The organism is Mesorhizobium sp. WSM4306 (assembly GCF_007003975.1).
GTDB lineage: Bacteria > Pseudomonadota > Alphaproteobacteria > Rhizobiales > Rhizobiaceae > Mesorhizobium.
Map to the genome: position 1 here is coordinate 143,220 of NZ_VFTC01000011.1, position 13,482 is coordinate 156,701.

The 13,482-nt window shown below is 63.7% G+C and carries 10 protein-coding genes and 1 pseudogene; 4 read left to right on the top strand and 7 right to left on the bottom strand.

Features of this window, described 5'->3' with window-relative positions:
• Window positions 1–13: 13 nt before the first annotated feature.
• Window positions 14–937: a 3-keto-5-aminohexanoate cleavage protein gene (locus FJV77_RS15460; RefSeq protein WP_142867653.1), complete on the bottom strand. Its 924-nt coding sequence runs from the start codon at window positions 935–937 to the stop codon at window positions 14–16.
• A gap of 135 nt (window positions 938–1,072) precedes the next feature.
• Here FJV77_RS15460 and FJV77_RS15465 point away from each other — a divergent pair, with 135 nt between their 5' ends.
• Window positions 1,073–2,053, top strand: coding sequence for a GlxA family transcriptional regulator (locus FJV77_RS15465; RefSeq protein WP_142867654.1), 981 nt, complete (start codon window positions 1,073–1,075; stop codon window positions 2,051–2,053).
• Between the two features lie 60 nt (window positions 2,054–2,113).
• Here FJV77_RS15465 and FJV77_RS15470 read toward each other — a convergent pair whose 3' ends face one another.
• The 3 genes from FJV77_RS15470 to xylA all read right to left on the bottom strand — a co-directional run bounded on the left by FJV77_RS15470 (window position 2,114) and on the right by xylA (window position 5,160).
• Window positions 2,114–2,317 (bottom strand): hypothetical protein, encoded by a 204-nt coding sequence (locus FJV77_RS15470; RefSeq protein ID WP_142867655.1) that lies wholly within the window; start codon window positions 2,315–2,317, stop codon window positions 2,114–2,116.
• A gap of 369 nt (window positions 2,318–2,686) precedes the next feature.
• Entirely contained in the window at window positions 2,687–3,445 is a 759-nt protein-coding gene (locus FJV77_RS15475) for an SDR family NAD(P)-dependent oxidoreductase (protein ID WP_142867656.1), read from the bottom strand.
• Between the two features lie 389 nt (window positions 3,446–3,834).
• Window positions 3,835–5,160, bottom strand: coding sequence for a xylose isomerase (gene xylA / locus FJV77_RS15480; RefSeq protein ID WP_142867657.1), 1,326 nt, complete (start codon window positions 5,158–5,160; stop codon window positions 3,835–3,837).
• Window positions 5,161–5,273: 113 nt separating this feature from the next.
• On the opposite strand from xylA, the gene FJV77_RS15485 reads away from it, so the two are divergent.
• A complete protein-coding gene (locus FJV77_RS15485; RefSeq protein WP_142867658.1) occupies window positions 5,274–5,636 on the top strand; it encodes a nuclear transport factor 2 family protein in 363 nt (120 codons plus the stop codon).
• 197 nt (window positions 5,637–5,833) lie between these two features.
• Here the strand turns inward: FJV77_RS15485 and xylB are convergent, their stop codons facing one another.
• Window positions 5,834–7,288 (bottom strand): xylulokinase, encoded by a 1,455-nt coding sequence (xylB, locus tag FJV77_RS15495; RefSeq protein ID WP_142867659.1) that lies wholly within the window; start codon window positions 7,286–7,288, stop codon window positions 5,834–5,836.
• Between the two features lie 82 nt (window positions 7,289–7,370).
• A complete protein-coding gene (locus FJV77_RS15500) occupies window positions 7,371–8,693 on the bottom strand; it encodes a tetratricopeptide repeat protein (protein ID WP_142867660.1) in 1,323 nt (440 codons plus the stop codon).
• 227 nt (window positions 8,694–8,920) lie between these two features.
• Here FJV77_RS15500 and FJV77_RS15505 point away from each other — a divergent pair.
• A pseudogene (locus tag FJV77_RS15505) lies at window positions 8,921–11,706 on the top strand (autotransporter outer membrane beta-barrel domain-containing protein).
• 51 nt (window positions 11,707–11,757) lie between these two features.
• Here FJV77_RS15505 and FJV77_RS15510 read toward each other — a convergent pair.
• Window positions 11,758–12,381, bottom strand: a complete 624-nt coding sequence (locus FJV77_RS15510) for a LysE family translocator (protein ID WP_142867661.1) — start codon at window positions 12,379–12,381, stop codon at window positions 11,758–11,760.
• 227 nt (window positions 12,382–12,608) lie between these two features.
• On the opposite strand from FJV77_RS15510, the gene FJV77_RS15515 reads away from it, so the two are divergent.
• Complete coding sequence (locus FJV77_RS15515) at window positions 12,609–13,376, top strand: L,D-transpeptidase (protein WP_142867662.1); 768 nt, start codon at window positions 12,609–12,611, stop codon at window positions 13,374–13,376.
• The last annotated feature ends 106 nt before the right edge of the window (window positions 13,377–13,482 follow it).

Consider the following 13,482-nt stretch of genomic DNA (forward strand, 5'->3'; position numbering starts at 1 on the left):
GCCCGCTCCCGCACTATGCCGCGGCTGCGATCGGCGCCCGCTTGGTGAGGTTGAGCTTCTTGCGCACTTCCTCCGGCCCAAGGATCCTGGCGCCGAGATTGGTGACGATGCTGGCTGCGCGCTCGACCAGCTGCGCATTGGTGGCCAGCACGCCCTTGTCGAGCCAGAGATTGTCTTCGAGACCAACGCGGACATTGCCGCCTGCCAGCACGGCCGCTGCCGCATAGGCCATCTGGTTGCGGCCGATGGCGAAGGCCGACCAGTTCCAGGTCGACGGCACATTGTTGACCATCGCCATGAAGGTGTTCAGGTCGTCCGGCGCACCCCACGGCACGCCCATGCAGAGCTGCACCAGCGCATCGGGGTTCAGCACCTTTTCCTCAACCAGCTGCTTGGCGAACCAGAGGTGGCCGGTATCGAAGGCCTCGATCTCCGGCTTGACGCCGAGTGCCGTCATCATGCCGCCCATGGCGCGCAGCATGCCGGGCGTGTTGGTCATGACATAGTCGGCTTCGGCGAAGTTCATGGTGCCGCAATCGAGCGTGCAGATTTCCGGCAGGCACTGGCGCACATGTTCCATGCGGTTGGTGGCGCCGCCCATGTCGGTGCCTTTTTCATTGAGCGGCAACGGCGCTTCGGGCGAGCCGAACACCATATCGCCGCCCATGCCGGCGGTGAGGTTGAGCACCACATCGACATTCGCATCGCGGATGCGCTCGGTCACCTCGCGGTAAAGATGGACATCGCGGCGCGGCTTGCCGGTCTCGGGGTCGCGGACATGGCAGTGGACGATGGCAGCACCCGCCTTGGCCGCGTCGATGGCCGAATCGGCAATCTGCCTGGGCGAGCGCGGCACATGCGGCGAGCGGTCCTGCGAGCCGCCGGATCCGGTCACGGCACAGGTAATGAAGACCTCACGGTTCATCGCGAGCGGCATGGAACTCTCCTCCCAATCCATCAGCCGTGCATGTCGCCCAAAAGTGGGAAAGCGGTTTTGGATAACGACATGCACAAGAACAGCCCAACAATGATCCGACTTGCGGGGAACTGTTTTGCGATTTACGAAGCTTCCATGATCAAAAGCGAAAAGCCGACCATCTTTCGCTCGGAACGCTCGCCGCTCAAGGTGACGCTGCTGGTGTTTTCCGGCTCGTCGATCATGTGCGTCGCATCGGCCGTCGACCCGCTGCGCGCCGCCAACCGCATTTCCGCCGAGACTCTGTTCGACTTCAAACTGGTTTCGGTCACCGGCGAGGCGCCGGTCACCACTTGCGGCCTGCCCGTGGCGGTCAGCGGCCGCTTCGATGCGGCCGAGCCTACCGACGTGCTTGTCGTCGTCGCCGGCTTCGGCACCCAGAATTACGCGACATCGGCACTATTGTCAGGCCTGCGCCGCGCGGCTCGGGCCGCCCGCGCCTGCGGTGGCGTCGAGGCCGGCACCTGGCTGGTGGCGCGCGCCGGTCTGCTGGAAGGGCGCAGCGCCACAACGCACTGGGAGGACATGGAGGATTTCTCCTCGGCCTTTCCCGGCGTTGATGTGCGTCCGGACCGCTATGTCATCGACGGGCCGGTGTTCACCTCCGGCGGGGCGTCGCCGACCTTCGACCTGATGCTGCATCTGATCCGCACGCGGCTCGGCATGGCCGTGGCGCTCGATGTCGCCAGCGTCTTCATCTACGACCAGGCCCGCGCCGCGACCGACGCACAGCCGCTGGTCTCGCTCGGCCGGCTCGATGGCTACGACCCGCGGCTGGCGCAGGCCATCAGGCTGATGGAATCGCATGTCGACCAGCCGCTGACCATCGACGCGGTGGCAAAGCGCGCCGGGGTGACGGCACGGACGCTGGAAAGCATTTTTCGCAAGTCGATCGGCGAGACGCCCGGCGCCTACTATCTCAGGCTGCGGCTGGGCGCGGCGCGGCGGCTGGTTGTCGACACGCGAATCGCCATGGCGGACATTGCCGGGCGGACGGGGTTCTCGTCCGCCGCGGCATTTTCCAGAGCGTTTTCAAGAGCGTTCGGCGAAGCGCCGGTGCGGCTTCGCCGAGGTTGATGCATGTCGCCCAAAGGTGTGTAGCGGTTTTGGGATAACGACATGCACAGACAAGAGAGATCAGGCGGCGTTCTGGCGATCGCCACCGGCGTCTATCTGCGAGCGCATCTGCCTCGCCAGCCGGACTTCAAATCGGCTGCTGACAGCGCGATCCCATTCGTTTTTCAGATTGTCGATCGGCCGCGGCAGCGCCATCAGCCGGTCGATGATCGATCCGGTCTCGCCGGATGAGAGCAGGGCGTCGATTTCGCGTTCGTGTTGCATTATCGGTTCGCCTCCTTCCTTTTCACCCGCCACAACGGACCTCTTATACGAGATACGTGACGGCAGTTTGAAGGCAAGAGCGAGGTCATTGATGGGCGGTGCGAGGCAAAAGCTTGTCGGCGAATAGGGTCTTGCGCAAACCCCATTCCAGAGCGGCCGGAATGTTTACCCAGCCGCCTTGGGCACTACGAATCGGCTTTGCGCCTCAGACGTAGCGGTTGACGATGTTCTCCAGATACGCTTGGCGGCCGTACTTTGGCTGCGGCTCGATCTTCTTCTTGACGACGCGCTCGGCGAATGCGTTGGCGATGCTATTTCCAATGCTTTCCGTAACCCGCTACCGATGGTGAACGACCGGTCGTTTCGGAGTCAGCCCTTGCGCTCCTGAAGGCTGTTGCCGCCGTCGACCACCAGCAGGGCGCCGTTGACGTAGCTCGCGCCTTCCGATGCCAGGAACACCACCGCTGCGGCAACCTCGTGCGGTCGCCCGGCCCGCCCCGGTGGCGTGTGCAGGCCGGCTTGCCGCTCCATTGCGCTCGACGAGCCCGTTTCGATCCAGCCGGGGGCCACGGCATTGACCGTCACGCCGCTTTTTGCCACTTCGAGCGCCAGCGTGCGCGTCAGGCCGACCATGCCGGCCTTGGCGGCGGAATAGGCTGATGTGCCTTCGAAAGACACCAGCGGCCCGGTAACCGACGCCACATTGACGATGCGCCCATAGCCTGCCTCTACCATCGCCGGCAAAAACGCGCGGGTGACCAGGAATACGGTCTTCAGGCTGACGTCGATCCCTTGGTCCCAGTCGGCCTCGGTCATGGCGAGAAACGCCTTATCGGCCGAGGGCGATGCCAGCGAACCCATGCCGGCATTGTTGACCAGGATGTCGACAGCGCCGACATCAGCCCGCAGCCGCGCAACTTCGGCTGCGATGGTGAGATCCGCGACTGCGGCTTTGGCATTTATGCCTTCGGCGCAAAGCTCGGCGGCACGATCGAGTACACGCGCGCTGGCACCGTTCAGGAAAACGGCGTGACCGGCAAGGCCGAGCTGCCGCGCAATGGCAATGCCGATGCCGTCAGCAGCACCCGCCCCGGTGATCAGCGCACGCTTGGTGGTAGAAGAAGGCATGGTCAAATCAGACTCCGCTGGTTGAGCCGTCGCGGTCTTACCACGCACTTTGGCGACCGTGCTGCGAAGATTTGCTCTGCAACATTCCGCGCCGCTTTGCGTTCTCGAAATGCCCAAGCCGGCCGCTCAGGGGTGCCCGCTCTGCTGCCGGAAGCTTTCTCCTCAGACTTCATTCGACCAGGATGAGACCACAGGCCCAAGTATGCGAGATGGCCGGGCAAACGTCTCCTGCAGGACCTGCTTCAGACCGGGATATCGCTTCCCAGCGCCCTGCGCACCGTGATCTCCGCCATCGTCGTCTCCACGCACTTGGGAACGGCTGACTGGCAGAGGCCAGCCGCCGCGGCTTTCGGCCACGCGCGGCTTATGCCGGTCCAGGGTACCAGGTCTCAGACGTAGCGGTTGACGATGTTTTCGAGCAGTTCCTGGCGGCCAGAGCGCGGCTGCGGCTCGATCTTCTTCTTGACCACACGCTCGGCGATGTCTTCCAGCGTGCGCTTGCCCGACAGCATCGCCTTGGCCTCGGCCGAATTCCAGCCGGCATAGCGTTCGGCGAGCGGACCGGACAGCGCCTTGTCCTCGACCATGCGGGCGGCTGCCTTGAGGCCGCGTGCGCAAGAATCCATGCCACCGATATGGCCGATCAGGAGATCCTGCGGATCGAGCGATTGGCGGCGCAGCTTGGCGTCGAAATTGGTGCCGCCGGTCTTGAAGCCGCCGGCCTGCAGGACCTGATAATAGGCCAGCGCCATCTCCGGCACATTGTTGGGGAACTGGTCGGTATCCCAGCCCGACTGGTAGTCGTTGCGGTTCATGTCGATCGAACCGAAGACGCCGAGCGCATTGGCCAGCGCCAGTTCGTGCTCGAAGGAATGGCCGGCCAGGATGGCGTGGCCCTGCTCGATGTTGAGTTTTACTTCCTTCTCCAGGCCGAAGCGCTTGAGGAAGCCGTAGACCGTGGCAACGTCGTAGTCGTACTGGTGCTTGGTCGGCTCCTGCGGCTTCGGCTCGATCAGGATCGTGCCCTTGAAGCCGATCTTGTGCTTGTAGTCGACGACGAGGCTGAGGAAGCGCCCGGCCTGTTCCTGCTCACGGGCAAGGTCGGTGTTGAGCAGCGTCTCATAGCCTTCGCGCCCGCCCCACAGCACGTAGTTCTCGCCCTTCAGCCGCTTGGTGACGTCGATGCAGCTTTTCACTGTCGCCGCCGCATAGGCAAAGACATCCGGATCGGGATTGGTGGCGGCGCCCGACATGAAGCGGCGGTTGGAGAAGAGGTTCGCCGTACCCCAGAGCAGCTTGACACCGGTCTTCTTCATCTTGGCCGCAAAATAGTCGGCGATCTCGTCAAGCCGGGCTGCACTTTCGGAGAAGTCCTTGCCTTCCGGGCGCACATCCGCGTCGTGGAAGCAGAAATATGGCGCACCAAGCAGCGAGAACATCTCGAAGGCCACATCGGCCTTGAGCTTCGCCAGTTCCATGGTGTCGACGCCGCCCGCCTTGGGGAACCAGGGACGGTCGAAGGTCTGGCCGCCGAACGGATCGCCGCCCGGCCAGGCAAAGGAATGCCAGTAGGCGACGGCGAAGCGCAGATGATCTTCCAGCCGCTTACCGGCGACGACCTCGTCCGGGTTGTAGAACCGGTAGGCCAGCGGATTGGTCGAATCCGGCCCTTCATACTTGATTGCTTTGATGTCGCCGAAAAATCCGCTGCTCATGATTTCTGTCCTCTCTCGAATAGTTCGCCCTGATTACCTCAGGCGTAATTGGTTTCGTTCTGCCAAGGGGTGAAAAGGCTCGTGTCAAAGCCACTCAACGAAGGAGACAGACCATGACCGACCTCAACACGATCGCTCAAAACTACATCACCGCCTGGAACGAGGCCGATGCGGATCGCCGCGCCGAACTGCTCAAGGCAACGTTCACCGAAGACGTCAGCTACCGCGATCCGCTGATGCAGGGCGAAGGCCATGCGGGTGTGGCCGCACTCATCGATGGCGTGCAGCAGCGCTTTGCCGGCTTCCGGTTCTCGCTGAAGGGCACACCGGACGGGTTCGGCGACAAAATCCGGTTCTCGTGGAATCTCGGCCCGGAGGGGGTGCCGTCGGTTATCGAAGGCACTGATATCGGAGTTATCGAGAACGGGCGGCTGAAGAGCGTCACTGGGTTTCTGGACAAGGTTCCGGCGCAGTGAGGGTACCTGGGCCAGGACGGTGCGAGGCACCCCCCTCTGGCCTGCCGGCCATCTCCCCCTCAAGGGGGGAGATTGGCTGTCGTTTATGACTTCGCCAATCGCCAAGGCTGACAGGTAGCCGGCGGCGAAGGAGCTGCTGATCTCCCCCCTTGAGGGGGAGATGCCCGGCAGGGCAGAGGGGGGTGCCTCGCACTGACTCACGCGATCACGTCCTTTATCGCGGGATAAAGCGCCCTGTAACGCTGATAGGCATCGGCATACGCCCCACCAAGCGCGGCATCCGGTTCGATCGTCGCATCGGTCCTCGGTGCCGTGCAAACAGCCAGCGGATCCGCCCCCGTCGCCGCAATCAGTCCAAGCCTTGCCGCACCAAAGGCGGCGCCGAAATCGCCATCTGCCGGGAGATCCACCGGCACCTGCAGCGCAGTGGCGATCGCCTTCAGCCAGTAGCGCGAGCGCGAGCCGCCGCCGATCGCCGTCACTCTGGTCAAGATCGTGCCGGCTGTCTTCAGCGCTTCGAGACTGTCACGGAAGGCGAAGGCGACACCTTCAAGCACGGCCTGCGTCAGCACCGCACGGCTCGATTCATGCGCCAGCCCGGTGAAGGACCCGCGGATGGCGGAATCATTGTAGGGCGTGCGCTCACCCGAGAGGTAAGGCAGGAACGACACACCGCTTGGCGCCTTCAGCGCCTCGCCGAGTTCGGCGGTCAATTCGCCGGCCTTCTTGCCCGATATCTCCGACAGCCAGTTCAACGAATCCGTCGCCGACAGAATGACACCCATCTGGTGCCAGGTGTTGGGCAGCGCGTGGCAGAAAGTGTGGACAGCACTTGCCGGGTTGGGCAGATAGGACGCGTTGGCGGCAAACAGCACGCCGGAAGTGCCCAGCGAAACGAAGGCATGGCCGGCGCCGACCGTGCCCATGCCGCAGGCCGATGCCGCATTGTCGCCGGCGCCACCGGCAATCGGGATGCCAGCCTGGACGCCCCATTTGGAGGCGAGATCGGCGCGCAAGGCGCCAGCCTTTTCAGTGCCTTCGACCAGCGATGGCATCTGCTTCTCGTCGAGCGAGGTAGCGGCAAGCAGTTCCGGCGACCAGCGCCGCTTGCCGACATCTAGCCATGAGGTGCCGGCCGAGTCGGACATTTCCGACATATGCTCGCCGGTCAGCCAGAACCGCAGGAAATCCTTGGGCAGCAGCACCTTCGCCACCTTGGCGAAGACAACCGGCTCGTTGTTCTTGACCCAGGCGAGTTTTGGCGCGGTGAAGCCGGGGAAGACGATGTTGCCGGTCAGCTTGCGGAAGCGCTGGTCGGCATCGAGCGCGGCCGCCTCGGCATGGCTGCGCGTATCGTTCCACAATATGCAGGGGCGTAGCACCTGGCCGCCGGCGTCGAGCAAGGTTGCGCCGTGCATGTGGCCGGAGAGGCCGATGCCTTTGACGGCGGCAAGCTCCTTCGGATGCGCTGATTTCAGCTCGGCAATAGCGGTCTCGCAGGCTCGGACCCAGTCGGCCGGATTCTGCTCGGACCAGCCGGGATGTGGCCGCGATACGTCAAGTGAAGCATGGCCGGAGCCGATGACGGTTTGCCCGGCATCGATCAACAGCGCCTTGACGCCCGACGTACCGAGATCGAGGCCGAGATACATGCATTCCTCCCACTGCCATTAATTTTTTCGGGTCTCGAAAAAATCTGGCTTGGCCAGTTTTTAAAACAAGATCCGCTGCGGGTCAATTCTCTGACAAATTGGCGGCCCGTCGAGAAAACAGCGCCGACAGCGGGCTGTCCGGCCGAGCCAGCTGACGCTCAGCCGTCAGCGCCCGTGCCAATGCTGTGTCGCCGGCGCGCAACGCCGCCTCGATCAGCGTCAGGTCGATCACGTCGCGCTGGGCATGGCTGCCGCCGAAGCGATGAGCAATCGGGCGAATCGGCCGGATCAGGCGCACCGCCTCGTTGTAGTCGCCCTCGCCAAAAGCCTTGATCGCCAGTGTCAACGGATGGCCAACATCCCTGGTGAAGGCACCGTTGTCGTCGCTGCTGCGCATCGCCTCGCGCTGCGCCCCGAGCAAGGTCTTGGCTGGCGCTTCGAGCCCGGCGCCGACGAAGGCCATCATGGCATGGGCGTCGTTGAAGGCGTAATTGCCGGCACCGACCTTGGGCCAGTTGGCGGCGAGCGCTATCCAGCGGTCGCCGACATCGACGCCGCCGAGATAAAGCCGCCACAGGATCGCCGAGGCATCGACCATATTGAGCGCCATCGTCGACGGCGCGCCGTAGATCGGCCCGTCATACAGGGCCAACACCTCTTCGATCTCCCCGAGATCGTAGTGGAACAGCGCCAGGTGCCACCAGTTGTGCACCTGCAGGAAACTCTCTTTCGTCCACGCCTCGGGATTGGCGCGCATCCAGGCGATGCCGTCCCTTTGCCGGCTTTGCATCTCCATGACATGGGCGACAGCATGCTGCGCCCAGCCGTCGCGCGGCTCGATGTCGACAGCCTGCCGGCCAAAACTTTCGGCTCTGACATAGTCGCCCATTTCTTCCAGCCCGAATGCCTGCATGCCGAGAATGGCGTGGTATCCAGGCATGTCCTTTTGCCAGGATGGCAGCGCGCGGCCGATGCGGTCGCGCAGCATGCGGGCGTTGCCGGTGAAGAAGTCGACCTGATGCCCGGTCTGCAGCGCCACCGCGTCGAGCGGGAAATCGATGGCGATATCTTCGAGCAAGCGCGAGGCCTCGTGCCAGCGGCCGGCGGCGAGATGGCCAAGGGCCGCGACATGCGCCCGCTCGCGCGCGGTCGCGGCAAGCGGCAGCGCCGTTTCATGGCAAGCCTTGGCCACCGCCGTTGCCTCGCGCTCGGTGGCAAGGCCGAACAGATAGCCCTTGAACACATGCGCCATGACGAAGCCCGGGTCGGCCGCAATGGCGCGATCGACGGAAGCGACGGGGTCGCCGATGAAGCATTGCAATTCGCGGACGGCCTGGCTGTAAGGCGTGAAGCCGGTCTCTGTCGCGCCCGATAAGGTCAGGCCGAATGCATCCCTGACTGCCATGCCCGGCCCTCCGGTGATCATAAAGTTCCAGCTGCGCGGCCGATCCTAGAGCATCGGCGACGGGCGCGCCAAGCGAAGTCTGGACCAATCAATACTGGAGTCCAGTTCAACTAGTTTCGCAGTTCATCAACCATGAGGCACAGAATAGGCTTTGTAAAATCTGGCGGATTGTGTCTTCATTGCGGCGCCGGGCGGGGAGCCTGAAATCGCGAATCGAGAGGGACGCGATGCGGCACCTGAAGAACAGGTCTGCGGACAGTTGTTCGCAGGCTACGGAGGGAACAGTTGCTTTGCCGCCGCGAAAGCTGCGTCAGCCGCATCCATGGTTAATTAGCATTCTCTCAACTACGGCGCTGACGTTGCTGCCCAATTCTACGGCCTTTGCCGCCTGCGCGCTGGTCCCACCGGCCGGAAATACCGCCTACATCTGCGACAGCGGCGATTCAGGCGGCAGCCTCACCGACACCAGCGGTGACAACACGCTGACCTTCCCCACCGCCGGCACCGGGCAGATCAGCGGCAGCGTCACCTTCGGCACCGGCATCGACCGCATCGACATGCAGTCCGGCACCATCACCGGCGGCGTCGACCAGGGCGGCGGCACGGATTTCTTCACCATCGGCGGCGGCACCGTCGCCGGCAATGTCCAGCAGGGCGCCGGCATCGACGATTTCAACATGAGCGGTGGGCAGGTGGGTTCTCTGAACCAGGGCGACGCACTCGATACCTTCTTCATGAGCGGTGGCCGCATCGTCGATTTCTTCGACGACGGCGACCATGCTGTGATGACCGGCGGCCGCATCGGTCGCGTCAACATGAAGCTCGACGACAATTACTTCGACATGTCCGGCGGCACCATCGACCGCAACCTTGTCACCGGCTTCGGCAACGACACGATCATTCTCTCGGGCGGCACCATCGGCGGCAACATCAGCGTCAGCGGCGGTACTGACAGCGTCACGGTGACCGGCGGCACGGTCGGCGGCGACGTGCTGATGAGTTTCGGCGCCGACAGTTTCGTCTGGGACGGCGGCGGCATCATCTACGGCGCCGTCGATCTCGGCGGAGACAACGACACCGCCAAGCTCAGCAACCTCACCAACGCCAATCTGGGCGGCACCGATGCGATCACCGGTGGTGCCGGCGCCGACACGCTCACCTTCGACAACGTCAAGCTGGACGGCATCAGCCGGGTTCAAAATTGGGAAACCATCAACGCCACCGACGACACCGAACTGACGCTGGATGGCAATCTCGTGCTCGGCGACAGTGGCACAGGCACCGGCTCGCTCAGCGTCGACCAGGCGAGCACGCTTTATGGTGGCGGCTTCAGTGCCGCGATCCAGGCCTTTACATCTGGACAATTGGCCGAAGTCGTCAATGCCGGCCGCATCGACCTGACCAATGGCAGCACTGGCGCCACCGATCGGCTGACGATCTCCGGTAACTACACCGGGCTCGGCGGCCTGTTGCTGATCCAGACCGAGCTTGGCGATGATTCTTCCGCTTCCGACCGGCTCGTACTGTCCGGGGGAACAGCCTCTGGTTCCACCGGCATCGCGGTGATCAATGCGGGTGGCGCAGGCGCCGAGACCAACGCCGACGGCATCATGGTGATCCAGGCGATCAACGGCGCCACGTCGAGCGCCACCGCCTTCGCCCTCGACGCGCCGGTCGCCGCCGGCGCCTTCGAGTACTATCTGTTCAAGGGCGGCGTCAGCGCCGGCAGCGACGAGAACTGGTATCTGCGCTCGACGCTGATCACCCCGACATCGCCGGCGGCGGCACCGTCGGGAAATGAGCCATCGCCGGCACTTCAGCCGGAGTCTCCGCAAACCGAACCGCCGCCACCGCCGTCAGAATTGCCGCCGGTGCCGGTGCCGAGCGATGGCGATATCAACAATCCGCCAACCGATCCGACGCCGCCGGTGCAGGCAAATGATCCGGAACCCGAACCACCGCCGCCGCCGGTCGAGGCGCCGCCGGCCGATCCACCGCCACCGCCGCCCCCGGTTCCGACAGACGTGCCCGATTTGCCGACCCCGGCGCCGGGTGAGGAAATCCTGCTTTACCGCATCGAGGTGCCGGTCTATTCGGCCTTGCCTCCGGTGGCCGAGCACCTGACGATGAGCATGCTCGGCACCTTCCACGAACGGCGCGGCGAACAGAGCCTGCTGTCGAACGCCGAGATGTCGCCGGTTTGGGGCCGCATTTTCGGCCAGGACACCAAAATGGCCTGGTCGGGAACGGTGTCCCCGTCCTTTACGGCACGTTGTTCGGCTTGCAGGCCGGTTTCGATGTGTTCGGACGCGAGACCGCGTCAGGCAGCGTCGATCGCGCCGGCCTGTTTATCGGCTATGGCAGCATGAATGGCGATGTGCACGGCCAGGCGCTGGGTCAGGACAGCCTTTCCGTCGGCGGGATCGATCTCGGCGGCACCAATGTCGGCGCTTACTGGACGCGCATCGGCCAAGGCGGCTGGTATCTCGACGGCGTGCTCATGGCGACTTTCTTCAGCGGCTCGGCAACGTCGTCGCGCGACATCGGCATCGACATCGACGGAACCGGCATCACGGCTTCCCTGGAGGGCGGCTATCCCATAGCGCTGGCGCAAGGCTGGACGTTGGAACCGCAGGCGCAACTGGTCTGGCAGCATCTGTCGCTTGACGACGCCAAGGACCGGTTCTCGTCGGTCTCCTTCGACCTCGACGATCAAGTGAGCGGCAGGCTGGGGTTGCGGCTGCAGGGCGAGACGGTACTGAACGGCATCGCGCTGCAGCCTTACCTCAAGGCCAATCTCTGGCACGACTTCGGCGGCACCAACCACGTCAATTTCGGCGCAACCGATATCTCGACGGAAGGCAAGTCGACGTCGCTGGAATTCGGCGGTGGCGTGGTCGCCAAGGTGACCGACAAGGTCAGCCTCTTCGCCACCGGCGACTACACGACCAATCTCGGCGGCGACAAACGGCGCGTGCTGGAAGGCAATCTAGGCTTCAGCGTCAAGTGGTGAGGTCTAACATGACCCCGAAACGGGTTTTCGGGATCATGTTAGAAAGAGAGCCTAATTCCCGGAACGCATCGCCACCGTGGCAATCCCCGCGCCGACCAGCAGCGTGCCGCCGGTGCGATTGAAGATGCGGATCGCCTTGGGGTTGCGCACGACATTGCGGGCACGTGCCGCGATCAGCGCGTAGCCGAAGGCATTGGCGAAGGCGAGCGCCAGGAAGGTCGCCTCGAAGATCAGCATCTGCGGCCAGAAATCGGCGTCGCGGTTGAGGAACTGCGGCAGGAAGGCGACGAAGAAGGTGATGCTTTTCGGGTTGAGCGCGGTGACCAGCCAGGCATGCGCCATCATCTTGGCCGCCGACACGGCGTCGGTGTGCGGTTCGGCTTTCAGCGCGCCGCCGGCGCGAAACAGTTTTATGCCGAGATAGATCAGATAGCAGGCGCCGATCAGCTTCAGGATGGTGAACACGCTCGCCGATGCGGCCAGCAGGGCGCCGATGCCGAGCATCGACAATGTCATGGCGGTGAAGTCGCCCAGCGCCACGCCGACGGCCATCGGCAGCGCAGTGCGCCATCCCTGCCCCAACGCGTATGACACGACCAGAAGAATGGTCGGACCGGGAATGACGAGCAGAACGGTGGAGGCGGCGGCGAAGGCGGCCCAGTTTTCGAACGACATCTTTGTCTCCTTGAGCGCAAAGAAAAGGATAAATCCTCCGGTGCGCGGGAATGTAAAGAGCCATCTCAAAAAATGCGCGGCCTGCCGTTTCGCGCGGCGACGTTGGCATACAGGGTATAGGGTTAAGGCAAGCCTGAAGACCTTCACCCTTTTTCAACCATGTTTGGCGAAACTGCCTCAAATCCGGCCGGACCGTGTTTCCCGCCGACAGCGTAGGGTTTGGGTGCATGCGTGAGTTGCCGCAGAATCTGACGCCGCCTGCAAATGGCGACGCAATCGAAACCGAACATCGTTATTCCCGCCGCTTCGTCCTGTCGGGCGCCGGCGCCATGGCGCTGCTCGGCATGGCCGGCTGCAGCACCTCGACGCTCGAACTGCCGCAGCTGCAGCTGGACGACACCGTCACCGGCTCGGTGCGGCCGATCCGCCCGGCGATCAGTGTCGACAAGAACATCACCGGCCCCGACGTCATGTACGCCGCTCTTACCGATGGCGGTTTTGAAGTGCCGGCCGTGCCATATCACAAGGTGAAGCCGGAGTTCCGCCGGCAGATCGTCGTCAACGAGACCGGCGAAGCGCCCGGCACCATTGTCGTCCATCTGCAGGAGCGTAAGCTCTATCTCGTGCAGGAGGGCGGCGACGCCATCCGCTACGGCGTTGGCATCGGCAAGGACGGCTTCCGCTGGTCCGGCCGCGCCAACATCCAGTACGGCAAGGAATGGCCAGTGTGGACGCCGCCGCCGGAAATGATCCAGCGCAAGCCGGAACTGGTGAAGTGGCAGAACGGCCAGCCCGGTGGCCTCACCAATCCGCTCGGCGCGCGTGCGCTTTACATCTACCAGGACGGCAAGGACACCGGCTATCGCATCCACGGTTCGCCCGAATGGGCGAGCATCGGCCAGGCGATGTCGTCGGGCTGCGTGCGCCTGATCAACCAGGACATCATCGACCTCTACAGCCGCGTTTCCAAGAAGAACCCGGTCGTCGTCGTCTGATCCTTCTGCGGCGGTTTGGCGCCGCTCGATCTTCTTGTTAGAGCATGACCTTATCCGAAAACCGGTTTCCACTTTTCGGGATCATGCTGCTGTACTCCCGTTGCGC